The organism is Candidatus Neomarinimicrobiota bacterium, assembly GCA_034716895.1.
Taxonomy (GTDB): domain Bacteria; phylum Fidelibacterota; class UBA8477; order UBA8477; family JABMPR01; genus JABMPR01.
Genome location: JAYEKW010000177.1, coordinates 1 through 19670 on the forward strand (window position 1 = coordinate 1; position 19670 = coordinate 19670).

General features: G+C 46.1%; 17 protein-coding genes and 1 tRNA gene. 16 read left to right on the forward strand and 2 right to left on the reverse strand.

Features of this window, described 5'->3' with window-relative positions; genetic code table 11:
* Positions 1 to 184: 184 nt before the first annotated feature.
* Positions 185 to 257: transfer RNA gene (locus tag U9Q77_10980), tRNA-Ala, on the reverse strand.
* Positions 258 to 639: 382 nt separating this feature from the next.
* Here U9Q77_10980 and U9Q77_10985 point away from each other — a divergent pair.
* The 16 genes from U9Q77_10985 (at position 640) to U9Q77_11060 (ending at position 17954) form a co-directional block, all read left to right on the forward strand.
* Positions 640 to 1059 carry a prepilin-type N-terminal cleavage/methylation domain-containing protein gene (locus U9Q77_10985; GenBank protein ID MEA3287880.1) on the forward strand — a complete coding sequence of 140 codons (420 nt, stop codon included), beginning with the start codon at positions 640 to 642 and terminating at the stop codon, positions 1057 to 1059.
* 9 nt (positions 1060 to 1068) lie between these two features.
* A complete protein-coding gene (locus tag U9Q77_10990) occupies positions 1069 to 2127 on the forward strand; it encodes a type IV pilus twitching motility protein PilT (GenBank protein ID MEA3287881.1) in 1059 nt (352 codons plus the stop codon).
* 1 nt (position 2128) lies between these two features.
* Positions 2129 to 2599 carry a type II secretion system protein gene (locus U9Q77_10995; GenBank protein MEA3287882.1) on the forward strand — a complete coding sequence of 157 codons (471 nt, stop codon included), beginning with the start codon at positions 2129 to 2131 and terminating at the stop codon, positions 2597 to 2599.
* On the forward strand, positions 2599 to 3228 hold the full coding sequence (locus tag U9Q77_11000) for a type II secretion system protein (GenBank protein ID MEA3287883.1): 630 nt from the start codon (positions 2599 to 2601) through the stop codon (positions 3226 to 3228). The genes U9Q77_10995 and U9Q77_11000 overlap by 1 nt, the downstream gene beginning before the upstream one ends.
* Position 3229: 1 nt before the next feature.
* Entirely contained in the window at positions 3230 to 4984 is a 1755-nt protein-coding gene (locus U9Q77_11005) for a hypothetical protein (protein ID MEA3287884.1), read from the forward strand.
* Positions 4981 to 6042 (forward strand): type IV pilus assembly protein PilM, encoded by a 1062-nt coding sequence (pilM, locus tag U9Q77_11010; protein MEA3287885.1) that lies wholly within the window; start codon positions 4981 to 4983, stop codon positions 6040 to 6042. The genes U9Q77_11005 and pilM overlap by 4 nt, the downstream gene beginning before the upstream one ends.
* 131 nt (positions 6043 to 6173) lie before the next feature.
* Positions 6174 to 6779, forward strand: a complete 606-nt coding sequence (locus U9Q77_11015; protein MEA3287886.1) for a PilN domain-containing protein — start codon at positions 6174 to 6176, stop codon at positions 6777 to 6779.
* Positions 6776 to 7330 carry a type 4a pilus biogenesis protein PilO gene (pilO, locus tag U9Q77_11020; GenBank protein ID MEA3287887.1) on the forward strand — a complete coding sequence of 185 codons (555 nt, stop codon included), beginning with the start codon at positions 6776 to 6778 and terminating at the stop codon, positions 7328 to 7330. The genes U9Q77_11015 and pilO overlap by 4 nt, the downstream gene beginning before the upstream one ends.
* Position 7331: 1 nt before the next feature.
* Positions 7332 to 7889 (forward strand): hypothetical protein, encoded by a 558-nt coding sequence (locus U9Q77_11025; protein MEA3287888.1) that lies wholly within the window; start codon positions 7332 to 7334, stop codon positions 7887 to 7889.
* Positions 7889 to 9331: a hypothetical protein gene (locus U9Q77_11030; protein MEA3287889.1), complete on the forward strand. Its 1443-nt coding sequence runs from the start codon at positions 7889 to 7891 to the stop codon at positions 9329 to 9331. Before U9Q77_11025 ends, U9Q77_11030 begins: the two co-directional genes overlap by 1 nt.
* A 32-nt stretch (positions 9332 to 9363) precedes the next feature.
* Positions 9364 to 12573, forward strand: coding sequence for a hypothetical protein (locus tag U9Q77_11035; protein ID MEA3287890.1), 3210 nt, complete (start codon positions 9364 to 9366; stop codon positions 12571 to 12573).
* A gap of 30 nt (positions 12574 to 12603) precedes the next feature.
* A complete protein-coding gene (locus U9Q77_11040) occupies positions 12604 to 14310 on the forward strand; it encodes an ATPase, T2SS/T4P/T4SS family (GenBank protein MEA3287891.1) in 1707 nt (568 codons plus the stop codon).
* 9 nt (positions 14311 to 14319) lie between these two features.
* Positions 14320 to 15525, forward strand: a complete 1206-nt coding sequence (locus U9Q77_11045; protein ID MEA3287892.1) for a type II secretion system F family protein — start codon at positions 14320 to 14322, stop codon at positions 15523 to 15525.
* A gap of 30 nt (positions 15526 to 15555) precedes the next feature.
* Positions 15556 to 16326: an A24 family peptidase gene (locus U9Q77_11050; GenBank protein ID MEA3287893.1), complete on the forward strand. Its 771-nt coding sequence runs from the start codon at positions 15556 to 15558 to the stop codon at positions 16324 to 16326.
* A gap of 71 nt (positions 16327 to 16397) precedes the next feature.
* Positions 16398 to 16541: a hypothetical protein gene (locus tag U9Q77_11055; protein MEA3287894.1), complete on the forward strand. Its 144-nt coding sequence runs from the start codon at positions 16398 to 16400 to the stop codon at positions 16539 to 16541.
* Positions 16542 to 16622: 81 nt separating this feature from the next.
* A complete protein-coding gene (locus U9Q77_11060) occupies positions 16623 to 17954 on the forward strand; it encodes an aminotransferase class III-fold pyridoxal phosphate-dependent enzyme (protein MEA3287895.1) in 1332 nt (443 codons plus the stop codon).
* A gap of 438 nt (positions 17955 to 18392) precedes the next feature.
* Here the strand turns inward: U9Q77_11060 and ftsZ are convergent, their stop codons facing one another.
* Positions 18393 to 19643, reverse strand: a complete 1251-nt coding sequence (gene ftsZ, locus U9Q77_11065; protein MEA3287896.1) for a cell division protein FtsZ — start codon at positions 19641 to 19643, stop codon at positions 18393 to 18395.
* Positions 19644 to 19670: the final 27 nt, after the last annotated feature.

Genomic DNA, 19670 nt, shown 5'->3' on the forward strand with positions numbered 1-19670 from the left:
TGTCACCAGCAACCTCTATCTGATCTACCCAGAATTGCATATCGGGGCGAGGGTGCAGGAGTTTGAGTCGGGGAATTGGATCTTCAGCTGCCTGTAAACAGGAAGTTGAGAAAATGATCAGGATGGACAGAAATAGATTGCGGGTGGGGTGCATTAGCGAGGTTCCTTCTGGAAAGTTATTTTGTGGAGCCGAGGAGAGTCGAACTCCCGACCTCTGCAATGCGAATGCAGCGCTCTCCCAACTGAGCTACGGCCCCGTGTTTCAAAGTAATAATTAATAAGTAAGAAGTAATAATTTCTTTGAAAATCGAGGATGAGGATTAAGCGAAGTTGGGCTCCCAACTGCTTGTCCCGGCAAAGTCCTGGAAGGACGGCGACAATTAATAATTAAAAAGTAAGAATCGGTTTGGGGTGCGTAGGTGAATTCAGAGGGGTTTTGACGTGCTGAAATACCAGTCTAGTTCTAACAGAAAGATCACTCTTTTTAAATAGCTGCAAATGAAAGTTGCCTACCTGTGACATATATCAAAATTCTGTTATCATTTCTTTATTGTGTAGGTTTTGAAACTGCCTGATGTCGCGTGTATCTTGCGCCGCGAAAATGAGTACACTAGCTATTTAACCCTATAAGGAGAGAAGATGAAACAGAACCTGAGAACCCGGGAATCCGGCTTCACCCTGATCGAGGTGTTGGTCGTAGTTATTATTGTTGCCATTCTGGCTGCGGTTGCATTTCCCATCTACCAAAACTATGTAAAAGGTGCCTATGCCTCTGATGCTCAGTCCGCTATCGGTTCCATTTATAATGCTGCCCAAATGTACTATCAGGACATGGGTGAGTGGCCCTCTGATGTAATTGAAGACCTGGAACCTAAATACATAAACATTAAAGAAGCCACCAAGCTGCAATGGGAATTCGAGATGATCGGTGGCGGTGATGATTTGACTCAGATCACAGCCAATAGCACAGATGAGATGAAACAGGGTGCCGGGAATGAAGTTATTTATACGGTTGCCACTGGTAGATTCTCCGGTTACGGTTTCGACGAAGAAAAATAAAGTAGTCCTATGACTTCAAAGATTGATGATCTGCTGGGTTATTCACTGGAAAGTGGCTCTTCTGATCTGCATTTAAGTGTTGGGGCAATCCCCATGGTTCGGATCAACGGAACCATGCGCAAATTGAACCTGCCTATGCTTACCAAAGAAGCGATGGAAGAGATCACCCACGACGTGATGAATGAAGGACAGCTTAAACGCTTTCATGATCGCAAGGAGATCGATTTTTCACGTGAGTTGGAAGGCCGGGGGCGTTTCAGGGTCAATTTCTTTAAACAGATTCGCGGAATCGCAGGTGTTTTTCGTACCATTCCCACGCTGATCAAGGGTTTTGATGAATTGGATGTACCGCCAGTTTTAGCCAAGTTGGCCATGCGTAATCGCGGACTGATCCTGCTCACCGGTCCTACGGGCTCAGGAAAGTCAACCACGTTGGCTGCCATGGTGGATCATATCAATGAGCACAAAGAAGCCCATATCATTACCATTGAAGATCCGGTGGAATATTACCATGAGAGCAAGAACTGTCTGGTGAATCAGCGTGAGCTGGGTATTTCCACCGACAGTTTTGCCAATGCGCTGCGTTCAGCTCTACGTGAAGATCCAGATGTTATCCTGGTGGGTGAAATGCGTGACCTGGAGACCATCCAGTTGGCTTTAACAGCCGCTGAAACGGGTCACCTCGTCATGTCAACCCTGCATACCTCCAGTGCCTCAAAGACCATCGATAGAATCATTGATATCTTTCCGGTGGCCCAGAAGGGTCAGGTACGTTCCATGTTGTCCGAAAGTTTAGTAGCTGTTATTGCTCAAAAGCTATTAAAAACCAAGGATGAGAAGGGTCGGGTACCTGCCTGTGAGGTTATGATTGCCAATTCGGCAGTTCGTAACCTGATTCGTGAGGACAAGATCTATCAGATTCCCTCTGTGATCCAGGCTGGTGGAGTGGATGGAATGCAGACCCTGGATCAGGATCTGCAGCGTCTGGTAAGTCAGGGGAAGATTTCCCGGGCTGCCGCTGCTCAGATCGCAGACAATCCTAAATTATTTTCATCAGGTATTATGTAAGATGCAGTCACGGCGATCATCTCCGGCCAAGCCAACCGAAGCAGGATTTACCCTGATCGAGGTTGTGATTGGATTATTGATCATTGCCATGACTGCCTCGACTGTTTTTTATGGTGTTAGTTATGCTCGGGCTGAGATCCGCAAGATCGCCATCCGAGAGCGGGCTCTGGAAGAACTCGGAGGCTATATGGATTATTGGATAGCCCTGATCAACTATGGCCAGATGTCAGTCAATGATAAAACCGGTGATAATCGCGGCGAAGAAGTCATTATCTACAATCCAACTGGTATTGAAGATGAAGCGATCGTAGCCAAGATCTATCGAGAGCCTTTCACCGCTATTTATTCAGATGAATACAATCCTCTGAATGACCCATACTACCATCTGAAATGTCGGATCGTATGGGAAGATCATCTGGCCGATAATGAGATGACCGAACTTTATCTGGAAACCAAAACCTTTAGTTTTTGATGATGAACAAGCTGCTGAAACATAGAAATAACCGGGGTTTTACCTTAATTGAGATGGCTGTGGTAATGACTATCTTCAGTCTGGCCGGCTTGGGACTGGTGTCCAGTGCAGTAAGTATTGTTGGGTTTTATCAGGACGATATGGTTAGCAAGGATATCAAGACCTATGGCAATGCTGTTTTGAATACTGTTGCTGAAAAGATCCAGGGAGCGAATAAGATCACGGTTACCACAGGTCCCACTGGTCATGATCTTGTTTATCTGAAATATCCCGGTAAGGGAAGCGTTGGGTTGACCAAGTCCATTCAGGTTTCGCAAGACGGCACTTTTCTTTGGCAGGGGCGGGATATGTTGCCTCAGATACCCTTGCAGTTGGAGGGGATGTATCGGAATAAAGATCAGCGTGAGATATTTCTGGCTGAATTCACAGTGCATAATTTGATCCAGGCTGAGTATGAACCCGTTCAACATAGAAATGAGATAAAAGCAGTTGGTAAATCGGTTTATGAGGTCTCCATCATCTATGGTCTGACAACCAATTTTAAGCAGGGTTCTCCGCAAACTGAGTACTTGACCTTTAAAAAGAAGGTCTACTCCTTTCAAAATTTAATTCATCGGATGGGTGGTTGATATGGTGTTTAGTCATTTTCGCCAACAACAGAGTGGTCATGTGATCTTTCTGTCCATGATCATGGTGCTGGTGAGTCTGGGCTTTACGCTGGGCTATTTGCAATTTGTCATGGGACAGCGTTTTATCCATCTCAGACACATCGCCACCACCCAGGCTAATTTGAATGCCATCGCTGGTTTGGGTAAGATCGGAAACCCCTTCCTGCTTAGCCAATATTTTAATGCAGATACCACTCTAAGTGGGGAGCAGTTACCAGCCATGCGTGGCTACAGTGACAGTGTCAACTGCCGCTTCATCCCCATGGGACCTGGATATGAGCCTCAATTGGAAAGTGATGCCAAAGGAGTGGCTTTTTTCAATGGATTCAACGGTGAGCCTATTGAAGTAACCAAAAAGGTGCGCGTGCGCTACAATGCCGATACTTTTGCCAAGTACATGTATTTTACTGATACTGAAGAACCGGCACCACCCTGGTCGGGTTCTTATGTCTCTTTTGGGAGTGGTGAACGATTAGAAGGCATTGTTTATTCAAATGATGACATCACCATGAGTGCTTATGGTTGCCCAGAGTTCGTTGAGGGTCCCAATGAGCAGATGAGTGAAGTTTACACAGCTGGTAACTTTATCATGAACAGTTGTTCGGATGGCATCTTTTCCGGTACTCATAAAGACTCTGCTGATGTGATCGATTGGCCGCCTTTTACCGGACATGACCGGGTTAAAGAAGCTGCTACATGGTTTATAAATGCCGAGGATCTACTACTGGGGCCAGATGATCCAGCTCCGGATATGCTGCTCATGACCGAGATCGAATTCCATCCCGGTGGCTTTTATCTGCGACAGTGGCCTTATTCCTTACCACCGTATCAAATCTTGAGTTCATTGCATCCCGGTTATGAATCAGATTACATCGAACCGTATCAACAGTATTATCCCTGGACTTATTCACATGATTTTAGTACAGGTGGCTGGGGTAGTTTTGGTACAGCCGCAGCCAATCCCCATGACTGGTATCACTATGATTATCCTGATTATCCTAAACCAGCCGATGTAGATCTTTACCGTTATGAAGATGTAGTTGCTGATGAAGGCGTGATCTGGATCCAGGGTGGACAGGTCAGAGTTCTGGGAGAGATCCGGGGTCGTTTTACCATTGCCACCTCAAATCCGACCATCTACCGAACCCGCCGTAATCATGATATCCTGGCTAGCCAGAAGAATAACATTTGGATCACGGGGGATCTGCGTTATGAGGATTCCTACACAAATGGAATGGTGCAAGAGGGCTCTACCAATCGTTTAGGGTTGTTGTCTGCAGCAAATATCATTGTGGCCAATACCCGGGTGAATGGTGCCAAGAACGGCCAGTGGGGAAACAGCGTTGTGATCAATGCTGCCATGATCGCTATGGATGAGGCTTTTCAGATCCATTACTGGCAGAATACCACCAATGCGTTCAATTTTTTAAATGGCGGCGCTATCAAAGGGGATGGTCAGGGTCAGGGCTATTATGGCTCCTCCAATGATGATTTTCGGGGGACTGTCAATATCTGGGGGAGTGTGATCCAGTCTAAACGCGGCTATTTAAAGCGCAATAACCCGGGTCCTTACACGCGTACGATAGGTTACAACAAAAATTATAATTATGACTATAACCTGCGGGAATTTCCACCACCAGCGTGGCCGGAGAACCGCAATGCTGACGGGAGCCGCAATTTGTCCGTAGCGGCATTTGGAGAGTACATAGAAGAATGAGTATTGGACTTGATATTGGCCGCTTTGAGATAAAAGCGGTGCAGCTGAGTAAAAGCCCCAAGGGCTATCAGCTGGTTAATTATGGAGCAGAACCGGTCTATGAACTGACCAAAGCCTATGATCCTGAGCGTATGGATGAATCCATACTCCTTGCTGCGGCAGAACGGTTGCTGGCCAGGATGAAGATCAATCCGAAACGGGTCAAGGTGCTAACCAGTGGCTTGAGCAATCAGCAGAGCAGTATTCGTCAACTCAAGATGATGAATACTGAGGATGAAGATGAATTAGCTCAGGCTCTGCAGTTTGAAGCGCGTAAACACATCCCCATGGACGGAACTGATGCGTTATTGGATTTCCAGATCCTGGGAGAAGATATTAAGGAGATGGACAAGCTGAATGTCCTGTTGGTGGCTACCACTCAACGTAATCTTAATAACCATCTGAACTTGTTGAAGAGCATGAACCTTAGACCTGGTATCGTTGATTCAGAAGCGATCGGGATGGCTAACTCGTACGTGATCGAACATGGACTACCTGATGAGGGAACCTATGTCTTTCTGAATATTGGCGCCGTGAACTCTGTATTGGCGGTCTGGGGTCGTCAAGCTCCCTTTTTTGCAAGGGATGTGCAGATCGGAGGGCATCATTTCACCAAAGAGATCATGGAAAAGAGGCAGATGGCTTACAAGGAAGCTGATGACTTCAAGCGCAGCCCCGCCCACACTGAATTGGTTGACAAGATCGCGAGCAACATGGAGGGTGACTTCTCTGTGAGTGTTGCTGAGCACACTATTTATGACAACCTGGTGGATGAAGTTCGCAGATCCCTGCGTTATTACATCAAGGAGAGTAATGAGAGTTTCTTCCAAAAGATCATCATTATGGGAGGATCAGCAGGGATCAATGGCCTGGCTGAGTTCATTTCCAATCGCTTGAATATTCCGGCTGAGATCTACCATCCCTTCAGTCAGCTTCACCACGATATGGATCATGATGGGGAGCTTTCTTCACAGTATGCCACGGCTGTTGGATACGCCATGCGCGGACTCCTGGAATAGATTCCGGTTCTTTACTTAAGCACAGAGATAATCGATCGATGTCAACCTTCGACAGATACGGCAAGACGCGTCAGATATACTCGTCATTCAAATTCATAAGTAGTTTCAGATAAAGAGAAACCTGAGGAAACATGATTAACGCTATCAAAATCAACCTGAATCACGCATCGAGCAAAGCAGCTCGTTTGGAGATCAGGCGGGAACAATTACGCTGGGGCTTTTTCGGTCTCATATTGCTCTTGCTGACCCTGAACGGAGTCTGGTTGTTGTACGAAAACTCCCAATATGCCGATCTAATTCTGGCTAAACAGGATCAGATGGCTCAGATCGAGCAGCAGATCGAAGCATTAAAGCAAGAGGGGATGGATCTGTCCAGAAATGATATCATAGAATTGTCAAAACTGGAGGGTGGCCGCAAACACTGGGCTGATAAACTGAATGCCCTGGGCCTACTCATTCCTCACGATATGGCTCTAACCCACTTGAACTATAAGAATGATATACTGACCATTGAGGGGATTTCCCGGATCTATCACGATGAACGGGAATTTGACATCATTGAAGAATTTATTGAACGCCTGAAGAGCAACGCTGTTTTCTCTGATGATTTTACGGATATCAAGTTCTCAAAATACTCCCGGCTAACCATTATGGCTCAGGACGTGGTCAATTTTGAGATCAAAGGTTATTTAAAGAATGATAGTAAGAAGAAGAAAAAGAGGAGCCGCCGATCATGACACAACGTGTGAATATTCTGGGAATCGGTGTCCTGGTACTGGCTCTGGGCTTTTATTACAGCTATAATTGGATCCTGAAAGAAAAACCGATTTCCATCAAATCCTACGATAAGAAAATAGAGGTCTTGAATGAACAACTGATCACCGCTCAGATTCTGGCCAATAATTTGGATCACGTCTATACACTATTCGAACGAAACCTGGCCTTAAGTGAGCAGGATTCGCTGGCAGATGACGCATCAATCCCTTTTCTGAATTCGCTTACCCAAACCATCGATAGCCTGGGGATCCAACTGCGCAATATTCGTCCCAAACAGGGGACTCCCCGGCGACGTAGTATTGAAACGCCCTATGATATTGAAATTCGCTGTAATTATCGCCAGTTCGGTAAGCTATTGGCGGAACTGGAACGTTCCTCCCGACTGATCACCGTCAAGGAATTCCATGTGAAGAATGGCGTTGAGCGCCTGAAAAACTCTGCTGGTCCTGGCATATTAAAAACTCAGGATATTGAAATGCAGATATCAACCCTGACTTTGGTGAAGGAGTAGGATGATGGATCGACGAACACGCTTCTTCTGGTCACTGACCATCATGGCTGGTATTGTGATCATTCTTTTTGAAAGCTACACCCTGTATGGGGTTCAGGAAAAGCGTCAGGGTATTGCCCGGGCTACTGAACGGACCACCATCGGAACGGATAAAGAGCTCGAGGGGATCATTCAATTTCTGGAGAGTAATCTGGAAGTCAGATCAGCTTATAAATTCAATCTAAAGAACAATCCCCTGAAACTGGACAAAGTGGTTTTTCTTACTGATGAGCAGGGCCGCCTGATTAACAGTATGCAGGCCAACACCATCCGGGTGAGCGGGTTGTATATGAATATTGATCCACCTAAAGCAACTGTGGACTTTAAGAACAAGGAGCACACGGTTTCTGTTGGTGATATGGTTGAGGATTACAAGATCATTAAGATCTCTAAGAACGGAATTCTGGTTTACCGTCGCGGAGAAGCAAAATTTTATCCCTTACAGGGACGGACACTGGATCCAGAAGACAAAAGTGTTATGAGCCGAAAATCTCAATATGATAATGAGGAAGACTATTAATGAAAACGACAAAAATCCTGCTGCTGCTAACTATTTCGGTACTCTGTACCATCGGGGGATTTTCACAGGATCGTAATGCTGGGATAACCGGTGATAAGATGATCACCATTCATGCCGAGGATGCTCATTTGCCAACTGTCCTTTCCATTCTTGCTTCAGAAAGCGGTTACAATATTGTTACCAGCCCCGAAGTGAATTCTAAGGACCGTATTTCAGTTCATATGGACGAAGTTCCCATCGAGCAAGCTGTTAACCTGGTTGTTCGGGCAGCTGGTCTTAGCTATGAGTTGGTGGGGAAATCATTCCTGGTCGCCACCAGCAAGCGTCTCTCTGAAGAGATCGGCACCAAATCATATGTTCTTCCGCTGCAGTATGCTGAGGCGATAGAAGTGAAGCAGCTATTGGAGCATATTACTGAGAAGATCCAGGTTGACAAGGGTGGTAATAAGCTGGTGGTCAATACCAGTCCCAAAAATATCATTGAGATCATGAGTATCGTGGAAGAGATCGATGTGCCGGTTTTGCAGATCATGTTGGAAGCCCGGATCATTGAAGTAGCTCTGACCGGTACTGACAAAGTTGGAATAGATTGGGCTCGTTTGGCGTCTATTACCTCCATCATTGCTGAAAATGCCATACCGAACATCCCCAATATTGGCGGTAGTCTGGTTCCCGGTATGAGTCAGGATCCAGCCTCTGGACTTGAATTTTTTGAACCGTTATCCAATAATCAGATTCCGGATGAAATGTATTTCCAACGGATCGACCCAGATAATAAAGTTGGATTCAGTCGTCAGCTCTCAGCTTTCGATATCACCCTGGACTTTTTGCTCAAGAATAATGATGCTGAGATTCTGGCCAACTCTAAAGTGGTTACCATTAATGGTCGCGAAGCCTATATCGAGATGGTGGATATTATTCCCTACGTCCTCTCCAGTGGTGGGGTAGGTGGTCAGGTACAGGTTCAGCGCGAGATCATTGGTATCAAATTGCAGGTTAAGCCAAATGTGAATACTGATGGCTATATCACCACCGAGATCACTCCTGAAGTTTCTTCATTTTTCGATTTTGTCGGTCCAAACCAGAATATTCCCTGGGTGAAACGAAGAGTTTCCACCACGACAGTCCGGGTCAAGGATGGCGAGTCCATTATTATTGCTGGCTTGTTGGGCGTGGATCGGAAGCAGATCGTCAATACCGTACCATTTCTGGGAGATCTGCCCTTTGTGGGACGTTTCTTTCAGCATAAAGTGATGGTGGAGAATAAAACAGACCTGATCATTGAGATCACACCCCACATCATAGAAGATAATTACACTCACATTGAGAAATCAGATAGAATGCTTGATCTGGAAGACCACTATATCAACCTCGAAGATGAGGAAGATGAAGATAGTGGAGCTACCAAAGATTCAGACGGTTCTGAAGAAGCAGGATCATGATCCTGCCCACCCAAGAATCCAAAGGAGTTAACATGAAGTTTAAATTTTTAATATTGACCACGCTTTCAGTACTGCTGTTTTTCGGATGTGATCCCCGGACACCCACGCCTCCTGAGAAAGAGATCATCAATTATCAGTTGACCCTATCCACGGATAAGGACATCATTTATGCTGATAACGGCAAATCAATAGCCAGGATCACGGCTTACCTCACAGATGCTGACGGTGTTCCGAAAAGTGGGTCAAGCATAACCTTTTTCCCCTCGCAGGGCAAGATGACTGGGACAGTTAGTACTGATCAGACCGGTCGCGCCATCTCATATTTTGACGATGATGGCCAATCCAATGAAGCTGTTAGGATCGTAGGGCAGTATACAGATGGCACCAATATAGTACGGGATACAGTCCATGTGCAGGTACTGCCCATGGAAGCCCTGGTTGACACCTTTTTTGTAGATACCCAACCCCTTGACGGGTTGATCGAGGTTCAATCAATAGATGAATCAAGTATGATCACCATCAAAGCTCATGTATTTGATGCCAACGGAGTACCGGTGGAAAATGTTGAGGTGAATTACCAGGTGATCTCGGACGCCAGCGGTTTGGGCTATATCAGTAGTGCTTTTGATTCCACCAATGCCATCGGGGTCAGCTCAACTGAATTTTATACCAATGCAGGTCGTCTGGGTGAAGCCAGGGTGTTGGCAACCATTTCAAATGATGCGGTTGAAGCCTTAATGCGTGACAATCCGGGAGTTTACAGCTTTCACACAAATACATTGGCACGGGGTGCCGGTGCGGCTGGAATAGTATTCGCGGATACAGCTTTCATTCAGGCAATGGCCACTCAATCATACGATCTGACAGTCTCCACTCTGGATAATATCATATACGCTGACCAGGGTAACACTGTGAGTCGCATCGTGGGTATTGTAAGGGATACGGATGGTAATCCGGTTGAAGGAGTCAGCATTGCTTTCTCTTCAAATTATGGAACTATCAATTCTCCCAAGCTTACTGATGATGCCGGTGTGGTTCAGACCAATTTCTCTGACTTGGGAAATACTTACACGCAGGATGTTGTCGCCAGGATCAGTGGACGGATCACCCACCCCTTCTATGGAAGTGTGACTGATTCAGTGAATGTTCAAATCAGAATGCTTGATGATGCAACATCACCAAATTTCTTTGTCATTACCAGACCTATCGGTGGTCAGGTTCTGATAACCGATCTGGATTCTGCTTTTACCGCAGATGTCATGGCTCAGGTGCGTGATAATCGCGGTGTAGCTTTACCGGGTGTTACTGTAGATTTCAGGGTAACAGCAGGACAATCAATTGGCTATTTATCTTCAGCAACCGGGGTCAGTGATTCCACTGGTACGGCCATAGTCACCTTCACTCTTAATCCCGGAATGAGTGGTACGGTTACCATTGAATCATTTATTGCCGGTGATGAAAATATTGTTTCCATTTCGAAGGATATTGAGTTTGTGCCCATGACCGATTTCGAGATCAATGCCTTTAGCTATCAGGAATTCATTTACTACGACAATGGCATGACCCAAGCTCGAGTCTATGCGGTTGTGCGTGACCTGGATGGCAATCCGCCTGACAGCGTACAGGTTTATTTCTCCTCTGATATTGGTACCGTTGCTTCTCCCGTGTTCACCAATAGCTCTGGAGTAGCTGAAAGTGATTTTTCTGATATTGGTGCAGTGGGACCGGAACCGGCAACTGCCACCATTACTACTCGCGTGGTACACCCTTTCTGGGGCGAACGATCCAGTTCAGTTGAAGTTGATATTCGTGAGAATGAGTTTGAGCCGCCTAGAATTCCGGCTTTTATTGATATGTCAGCCAGCTTTGATGAATTACCACCTGTTGGCATGCCTGATACGACCTTTTCGCGTCTGGATCTTTTTATATCGGATTCAAATGGTTTTGCAGTTGATGCCGGAACTGAAGTGACCTTTGAAACTGATATTGGATTTATCACACCCTTTACTGTTACTGATGATGCTGGACACGCGTCTGCCATCTTTACTATGGGTGATTCCTCTGGAATTGCAAAGGTGTATTCATATTCCGGCATTGCCACTGATTCAGTATTGATCAGGGTCAGGCCAATGGAAGCGGCCTATATCATTATACCACCCGTTGTACCTAATTACATAGTAATTCAAGGTGGTTGGGGAGCAGAATCCACAACCTTGTTTGCTGAAGTACGAGATGCCCGGGGTGAACTGGTTGATGTGATCTATGATGTTACTTTCTCCATTGGTCCAACACCAGCCGGCTCAAATTTGAATGGTGAGGGTAACTCCGTGACTGTGGAGACCAACTATGGTGTGGCTAGTGTCACCTTGAATAGTGGATCTGAATCGGGTCCGGTTCAACTCACAGTCAGTACGACCAACGAAGCTGGTGACCCAATCAGGTCAACTGGGATACCAGTTGTCATTCGAGCCGGTTTACCAGCCCATATCAATGCTGATGTGGATGTGGTCTCCATCGAACAAGTTGGCGGCGGCTTCTATCAAATGGAAGTAGCGGCTCTGGTCTGGGACCAGTTCACTAATCCGGTAGAAGACAGCACGCAGGTGTATTGGTCTGTGATACCGGATACTATTATTGATATCATCGGTGAATCATATACCTATAATGAGAACATCGCCGGTGATGCCTATCACGGGATGGCCTGGAGCAAACTATATTACAATTCAGGTGTCATTTTTGATACGATCCAGGTAGTTGCCCGGACCTGGGGTGAAGATGGTGATACCGTGCTTACCTATGTAAATGCAGATGCTGACAGTCTGCAAATCCTGCCATTCTACCCCGGTACACTGACGGTGACCCCCTCAGTTTCCTTTCATGATTTCGGGATGGGCGGTCCCAATCCATTCCCGGTAACATTGACTGCAACTCTGATCGACTATTATGGCAACCCGATCTTTGGTGGTCGGATCCTGTTTCAGGCCATTGGCTTTGATCATTTTGAAGATATGGATGGGAATGTGATTGATCCACCTATTGCAGTGACTGACGAACAGGGGACAGCCCAGGTCGTGGTCTTTTTCGACCAGGCCTTGTGTACGCCGAACTTCAACAATGCCGATCCTCCGGAAGTCACCTCGTATGATCCGTTTACGGCTTATGTCTGGGGTACACTCATTGATCCGCAGATCACCAGTAGTGAGCAGATGTCCATTGAACTAAGACGGTCAATTCCAGAGTAATTCAAGCAGAAAATAGCGAGATATAACGATATGTTCAATCCTCAATTTCAGAAACTTGGTGACATACTTATGCATGAGGGTGTCCTTGATCAGACTCAGTTGGATCAGGCACTTGAACGCCAGAAGACCACCAAAGAAAAACTCGGTAAGCTGTTGATCCGCATGGGCATGATAGCTGAAGCTGATCTGGTTAAGGTTTATGCTTTACAGCTGGGGCATCCTGCCGTTTATGAAGATGACCTCATGAAGGTTGATGGAAATATCATCAACATCATCCCTGAAGACTTTGCCTATGAGAATATGTCTCTGATTCTGGCCAGCTCTGAAACCACCATTGTAGTGGCTATGGAAGATCCTGAGGATCTGGGTACCGTAGATGCTATCGAGAAATTAACCTCTCTGAAGGTGGAGGTTGTGGTTGCCGGTGAAACGGCTTTACAGAACGCCATAGACTATCACTACGGGAAAATCAAGCAGACCGATGAAGTGGATGCTGCCCTTTCCAGTATTCAGGTGTTCTCCGGTGATGAGGATGATAAGGGACTGGTGGATCTAAGTCAGGATAGTGTCAGTGAAGAGGATGCTCCTTTTGTAAAATTGGTCAACCTGATCCTTATGGAAGCCATCAAGGAACGTTCCACAGATATCCATGTGGAACCTCAGTCCCATGTGGTCAATGTGAGAATTCGTATCGATGGGGTGCTACAGAAGATCATGACCCCGCCAATTACCTCATTAAGTGGTATTACAACTCGAATCAAGATTCTTTCAAACCTCGATATTGCTGAACGTCGTCTACCTCAGGATGGACGAATGGGTATAAAAATGGGTGATAGAGAGATCGATGTACGTGTCTCAGTGCTCCCTACTGTCCATGGTGAAAAGATCGTAATGCGTCTGTTGGATAAAGGTGGATTTAACCTGGATCTCACCACTCTGGGACTGCAACCTGAGGATCTGATCACATTTGGTCGCTGGATTCGGCAACCCTATGGTATGGTTGTGATTTCAGGACCAACCGGTTCGGGTAAGTCAACCACTCTATATGCCTCACTGAAGGAGATCAAGACAGAAGGTACCAATATCACCACCGTTGAAGATCCGGTTGAATACCAGATGGATGGTATCAGTCAGGTCCAGATGCGTGATAAGATAGGCCTGACCTTTAGCTCATCTCTAAGATCCATCCTTCGCCAGGATCCTGATATTCTATTAATTGGTGAGATCCGTGATGAGGAAACGGCCGATATTGCTATCAAGTTTGCTTTGACTGGTCACTTGGTCTTTAGTACGGTACACGCCAACGATGCTCCCTCTACCATCACGCGGTTGATTGATATTGGAGTGCCACCCTTTCTGGTTGGCTCCAGTTTAAACCTGGTGATGGCTCAGCGATTGGTTAGAACGATATGTACTAATTGTAAAGAGGAGTACACACCTTCCAAGGATGAACTGAGTCGACTGGGGCTGAAAGCTGGCGAACATACCTATTACCACGGTAAGGGTTGTGTGCAATGCCGTCAAACTGGTTATAAAGGTCGTTCCGGTATCTTCGAGATGCTGGAAATGCGTCAAGCCATTCGGAAACTCGTATTTGAAAATGCCAATCAGGAAGTTATTCGAGAGAAGGCTATTGAACAGGGTATGGTTTCACTTCGTGAAGCCGGAATCAGGAAGCTAAAAGAAGGCGTTACTACTTTTGAGGAAGTACTCCGCTCCACTGTAGAGGATTTTTAATTGGTTGAAATGACGAGAAATCCCAATGCCGAAAGGCAAAATGAAGCAGAAGCCCAAGAGGCAGCCTTTGCCAAGATCGCCGAAGGTGGCAAAAAGAAAAAAGTTCAGGAAAAGCAATGGGGCGACGATTTCATTGAAGAACTCAACCTCTCCATTTCCAAGATCAGATCCCGGGTTCCGCTCAAAAATCTGGTTTTCTTTGCTCGCCAATTGGCGACCATGTTCGCTGCCGGACTGACCCTTGAAAAATCTTTGAGCAATCTGGCTCAGGAAGAGAAACATGTGGGCTTTAAAAAGACCTTGGTTAATGTTGCTGATGATATCCGGCGAGGTTTGAGTCTTTCTGATGCCATGGAAAAACACCCCGGCACATTTGATAATTTGTTTATCGCGTTGGTGAAAGCTGGTGAAGTAAGTGGTAGTTTACAGACTATTCTGGATCAGTTGGCCACTTATATTGAAATGGTTCATGACACGAACCAAAAGGTAAAATCAGCCCTGTACTATCCCTTTATGGTGTTGGGTTTTCTAATTGCTGTTATGGCCGTGATGCTCATCTTTATCGTACCTCGCTTTAACGAAGTGTATCAATCCATGGGAGCAGAACTCCCGGCTGCTACTCAGGCATTAGTGCGCATTTCTGATATGGTGGCGAACCATTTTGGACAAGTGATCTTCTTCGGGATTGTGGGCTATATTGCGATCTGGATGATCTCTCTCACCCGCAGAGGTGGCTATGTTATTGATACTGCCAAATTATGGTTTCCCGTTTTTGGGAAATTGATCAACTATAATATTTACAATAAAATGGCTAAAACTCTGGGGATTCTGCTAGGTGCGGGTGTGCCGGTTCTGCCTTCCATGAAGCTCATCGAACGTGTTGTCAGTAATAAAGTATATGCCAAGGCTATCAAAGGCAGTGCAGAGTATATCCGGGATGGGTATAACATTTCTTCAGCCTTCAAGATCAGTGAAAAATTTCCACCTATTATGTTACAGTTGATCAGTACCGGGGAAGAAACGGGTGAATTGGACAATCTGCTGGATAAAGCGGCCGATTTTTATGCCAAACAGGTGGATGCCATGGTCAATCGGATGACCTCACTCATTGAACCACTGATGATCATGTTCGTCGGCGGTTTGATCACACTGGTACTATTTGTTACCTATTTACCGGTATTCTATATCGGCCAGGCCATGAAATCGGGAATGTAACCCATTTAATATTTTTTTAAAGGTGAGCAAATGCTGTTAAAAGTGATACTGGGGATTGTGATCAGTCTTCTGGTCACTGGTGGATTGCATCATCTTATTTATGCGCTCCCTTTAAATAAAATTCCTTTTAAAACCCCTTTACATTGCTCCTCCTGTCATAATCGATTCTCAGGGATAATGCGCATACCGTTCTTTGGATCACTTCTCACTATCGGTCGTTGCCCTGAGTGTCACCAGCGCTTATCGAACACCTACCTGACCTTGGAGTTTCTAAGCCCCCCACTGGTGCTGATCATGATCATATTCCTGGAACCCATCATCGCTCTTGAGTTGATCCTGGCCTATTCGGCTCTGGTGACCATTGCCCTCATCGATATGGAGCATTGGATCATTCCCAATAAACTTTTGTTTGTGATACTGGCTGCAGGTTTTCTGAGGGTCTCAAGAAGTTGGGATCAACTCTGGTTTCAGCTGAGTGGAGCACTCCCCATGCTAATACTGCTGGGAATGATCATTTTAATTCAGCTGGTTTATATAAAAAAACCAGGCTTGGGAATGGGGGATCTGAAACTGGCCATGGTTCTCGGGGTTTGGCTGGGACCGTTGTTGGCTATGTATACTATGTTCGTTGCTACCCTGTTAACGCTTCTGTTGTGGGTATTCCAAGGTATCTGGGGTGGCTACAAACTGCAAAGAGCTATTCAGTTTGGTCCATTTATAGCTTTATCCGCCATGGTCTTTGGTATCGGTCGAGCACTAGATCCTCAAATAACAACGCACCTGCTTACATTCAGATTCTGAACGGCTTCATTGCAGAGGCCAACCGTACCACCACTGAAACGGGTGACCTGATCAGCTCAACTGGAATACCAGTGACCATTCGAGCCGGTTTACCAGCCCATATCATTGCTGATGCTGACAGTTTGCAGATCCTGCCATTCTACCCCGGAACATTATCAGTGACCCCGATTCGGCGCGTTTATTGCACTGTCGGCCATAGTTTTGGTAGTTCGTGAGATCGATCTTATCTATCAATGCAAATTGAGGTAACATTTTTCCAGTATTAGCGCTGGATAAAAGAAATATAGGAGCACAAAATGAGTGATGTCAAAATTTCTGGTTATGGCGATGATCTAACTATTGATGGTATTCGGATCGGTGATCTGGGTCCGGCAGAGCATGAAGCGATCGAATTGGCCAAGGGTGGCCAGAATTATTCACCACTTGAAAATGTCGTGGTTAGCAGTGTAAAAGACAGCTCAACCCTGATCTGCCGCAAACCCGATCCTGCCGGCATCAAAGCCTATATTGAGGAAGACTTACTGGATGGACTGTGTTGCTACTCTGCGGTCAATCAAGGGCAATTGAACAAAACCATTGTGGATGCTGTAATAGCGCACCTGCAGGATGAGAAAATTCCTACTGTACCGCGTTCCATTCGGCATAAATATATGGCTGCCTTTCTTATGGCCGCGACAGCCATCACCAAAATGGATAAAGTTGTGCCCAAGGTTGCCGGCGTAGAAGCTCCTGAACTGATGGCAAAGCTGTCTCGTCGTTGGGGTTATCGGGTCAAGGGAATTCCAGCCAATGAAGCTATCATTGTTGTAGCTGCTGAGAATTTTCATGGACGTTCCTTGTTTGCCGTTTCAGCTTCCACTGATCCAACTGCCAAGGAAGACTTTGGCCCATTCCTGCCGGGAATAGAGATTGTTCCCTTTAACGATGCGGATGCTCTGGAAGCGCTTTTCAGGGAGAAGGGTGATCGGATTGCTTCCTATATTGTGGAACCCATCCAGGGAGAAGCCGGTGTGATCTTGCCTGCTGCAGATTATCATCCAGGGGTGGCAGAATTGTGTAGAGAGTACAACGTACTATACTGTGTCGATGAGGTTCAAACCGGGTTTGCCCGTACTGGAGCCCATTTTGCTCATCAATTGTATGGCGTTAAACCCGATCTTATGGCTTGCGGAAAAGCTGCAGGTGGTGGCATTATGCCTGTTTCCTTTGTTGCCGGTCGGCGCGAGGTAATCGATGTGCTTACGCCTGGATCAGAAGGATCCACATTTGGTGGTTTTCCCTTGGCATCGGTCACAGCTATTTTCGCCATCAAATCCATGGTTGATGAACACCTGGCAGAGAATGCCAGAAACATGGGTGATCGACTATTGGGACATTTTGAGAGTATTCGAGAAGAATTTCCAGATAAGATCAAAGAGGGTAGAGGAGCTGGTCTGTTGACAGCCTTTGAAATGTTTGATAAACCCGGTCTGGATGGACACAAGGTCTCACTCAAATTGTTGGATGAAGGTATCTATGCCAAAGAGACCCATAAGACAGTGGTTCGTCTGGCACCGGCCTTAACCATCACACCTGCTGGTATTGACCATATTGGTGATTCCATCCGCAAGGTGATCAAAAGTTTGTAAAATAAAACGGTATATACCCTGGTAAGGTTAATCAGTATAGAGGCTGTGTGAAAACTTCATTGCGCCGGAATAATTGCTTGCTAATATTATCTTTAGTTATCTACGTATAGTACTGTTACTATTAATATTTACCCCAGGCTTCAGCCTGGGGGTTATAAAAGTATTAAAAAGGAGGGCTTTAGCCCAATAATACGGGGCTAAAATCCAAAGAAACAGTAGGTTATCATACCCCCAAGCTAAAGCATGGGGTAAGCGTTGTCCCTATTCTCACACAGCCTCTATATTCATAAGGCTATCTCAAAAGGATAGCCTTTTTAGATGCAAAAAGCCCCACTCCCAGTGGAGCAGGGCTTTTGTTAAACGGAGGTTGTGCGACCCGGAAATTCGGGTTCTATCCCGTTTACACGGGGGTAAAATGCCCCAAGGGCGTAGTGCGATTTACAAATTCATCGTATCATGACGACGGATATATGCTGGAACTGAGAGGTCATCACTGAAGTGCATGATCACATCCTCTTTCGTTTTTTCTTCCAGACGCTGGAAAGCCGGACTCTCAAGATGTTCGCGTTCATTAGCAGCATCCAGACGAGCTGCGGTAACAGGTTCATTGAAATCAACGATGGGAGTTTCGATCTTGATCTCAGGTGTTGAAGCTGCTTGGGCGATGGGTGTTCTAGGATGATAAGCCCGAGCCGGTTGAGTCTCATTCTGATCAAAACGCAGATCACTGTCATGATTGAAGCCAGTGGCAATCACCGTTACCCTGATTTCATCACCCATTATTTCATCAATTACAGCTCCCAAAATGATATTGGCCTGATCTCCAACCTCTTCGTAGATCAGATTTGAGGCTTCGTCAACTTCAGCCAGGGTCATGCCGGATCCACCTGTGATATTGATCAGTAATCCCTGTGCTCCCTGTATGTTGGTGTCATCCAATAGAGGTGATGAAATTGCAGTTTGAGCGGCCAGTATAGCACGTTCCTCACCAGAAGCTATACCGGTACCCATGATGGCGTCTCCCATCCCTTCCATGACCGTCTTTACATCCGCATAATCAAGATTGATCAGACCATGCACATTGATCAGGTCAGAGATGCCTCTAGTGGCTTGGTGCAGGACTGAGTCAGCTTCCAGGAATGCATCGATCATGCTGGTGCTCTTATCCACAATGGATAACAGACGCTGGTTGGGAATGACGATCAAAGTATCAACGAATTCACGTAGCTTTTCCACGCCTTCTTTGCTGCGTTTAGCTCGGGGTGGACCTTCAAAGCGAAAAGGTGTTGTGATAATACCAATGGTCAAAGCTCCGATCTCCTTGGCGATCCGGGCTACCACAGGAGCTGCGCCAGTACCCGTTCCACCACCCATGCCAGCAGTGATAAATACCAGGTCTGATCCGTCCAGTGAAGCTGCGATAGCCTGGCCATCTTCTTCAGCAGCAGCTTCGCCAACATGCAGTTTAGCACCGGCACCAAGACCCTTGGTGATGGCTTTTCCGATCTGGATCTTTACATCAGCCTTGCTATGATCAAGTGCTTGAGCGTCAGTGTTCACTGCGATAAATTCTACACCTGACAGTTCGGAATCAACCATTCGATCGATGGCATTGCTACCTGCACCACCAACACCGATAACCCGAATACGAGCTTTCTGTTCTTTTAAACTATCAAATTCAAATAACATGTTACTATCCTCCGTTTTGGATGTGTT

Coding starts and splice junctions, on each gene's coding strand:
- U9Q77_10985 (MEA3287880.1), top strand. CDS start 640: ATGAAACAGAACCTGAGAACCCGGGAATCCGGCTTCACCCTGATCGAG.
- U9Q77_10990 (MEA3287881.1), top strand. CDS start 1,069: ATGACTTCAAAGATTGATGATCTGCTGGGTTATTCACTGGAAAGTGGC.
- U9Q77_10995 (MEA3287882.1), top strand. CDS start 2,129: ATGCAGTCACGGCGATCATCTCCGGCCAAGCCAACCGAAGCAGGATTT.
- U9Q77_11000 (MEA3287883.1), top strand. CDS start 2,599: ATGATGAACAAGCTGCTGAAACATAGAAATAACCGGGGTTTTACCTTA.
- U9Q77_11005 (MEA3287884.1), top strand. CDS start 3,230: ATGGTGTTTAGTCATTTTCGCCAACAACAGAGTGGTCATGTGATCTTT.
- pilM (MEA3287885.1), top strand. CDS start 4,981: ATGAGTATTGGACTTGATATTGGCCGCTTTGAGATAAAAGCGGTGCAG.
- U9Q77_11015 (MEA3287886.1), top strand. CDS start 6,174: ATGATTAACGCTATCAAAATCAACCTGAATCACGCATCGAGCAAAGCA.
- pilO (MEA3287887.1), top strand. CDS start 6,776: ATGACACAACGTGTGAATATTCTGGGAATCGGTGTCCTGGTACTGGCT.
- U9Q77_11025 (MEA3287888.1), top strand. CDS start 7,332: ATGATGGATCGACGAACACGCTTCTTCTGGTCACTGACCATCATGGCT.
- U9Q77_11030 (MEA3287889.1), top strand. CDS start 7,889: ATGAAAACGACAAAAATCCTGCTGCTGCTAACTATTTCGGTACTCTGT.
- U9Q77_11035 (MEA3287890.1), top strand. CDS start 9,364: ATGAAGTTTAAATTTTTAATATTGACCACGCTTTCAGTACTGCTGTTT.
- U9Q77_11040 (MEA3287891.1), top strand. CDS start 12,604: ATGTTCAATCCTCAATTTCAGAAACTTGGTGACATACTTATGCATGAG.
- U9Q77_11045 (MEA3287892.1), top strand. CDS start 14,320: ATGACGAGAAATCCCAATGCCGAAAGGCAAAATGAAGCAGAAGCCCAA.
- U9Q77_11050 (MEA3287893.1), top strand. CDS start 15,556: ATGCTGTTAAAAGTGATACTGGGGATTGTGATCAGTCTTCTGGTCACT.
- U9Q77_11060 (MEA3287895.1), top strand. CDS start 16,623: ATGAGTGATGTCAAAATTTCTGGTTATGGCGATGATCTAACTATTGAT.
- ftsZ (MEA3287896.1), bottom strand. CDS start 19,643: ATGTTATTTGAATTTGATAGTTTAAAAGAACAGAAAGCTCGTATTCGG.